We start from the raw sequence: 684 nt of genomic DNA on the forward strand, positions 1-684 counted from the left end.
TTCAGCATCGACATTATCCCCCTGCGATGGCTTGAAACAGAGAGATGCTATCTCCCTCAGAAAGTACCGTACTCGCCCATTCGCTACGCGGCACCACTTGATTATTAATGGCAAAAACACAGCCCATCTCAGGCAGAGAAAACTGGGTAATGATTTGCTGTAGGTTGGCTTTACACTCGACCAGCTGAGCTTGGTCGTTAATAGAGATAGTTATCACGTTACCTCTCTCCTTTAACAAAGGAACGCACAAACGAACTTGCTGCGAATTGATTTGAAACTGTCATGGCGGTCATCTCTTAACTGCTCACTGGTGCAAGATTATTGTCACCACAAACCTGACATTGCTTGTCTTTGGTTATAGACATGGTCTGCCAGTTCATCCGCAGCCCGTCAAAGAGGTGTAACTGACCACACGCAACATGAAAGCGATCTATCGCCAACTTTTGAATAGCAGCGAGAGCTTGGTAGTTCCCCAGAGTGCCCACCACAGGGCCGACAATGCCGGTTTCGCTGCACTTCATTGTTTGCTGCAATTCATCAAATGGATACAAGCATCGATAGCAGCCTGAATTTGATGGTTTGTCTGAGTAGTCAAAAACAGCAAACTGCCCTTGCCAACCAATCGCTGCCGCCGATATCAGAGGTGTATTTTGCTCATAACAAACTTGATTGATCAGCTGCCTC

The 684-nt window shown here is 46.8% G+C and carries 2 protein-coding genes; both read right to left on the reverse strand.

Translation table 11 applies throughout. From position 1 onward, the window contains the following. Positions 1-13 precede the first annotated feature (13 nt). On the reverse strand, positions 14-217 hold the full coding sequence (gene thiS, locus R7E78_RS26945; protein WP_109884439.1) for a sulfur carrier protein ThiS: 204 nt from the start codon (positions 215-217) through the stop codon (positions 14-16). Positions 218-296: 79 nt separating this feature from the next. Next, positions 297-684, reverse strand: a 388-nt coding sequence (locus tag R7E78_RS26950) for a HesA/MoeB/ThiF family protein (protein ID WP_318058718.1), incomplete at its 5' end; no start/stop codon positions are given.

The organism is Vibrio sp. YT-19(2023), assembly GCF_033337395.1.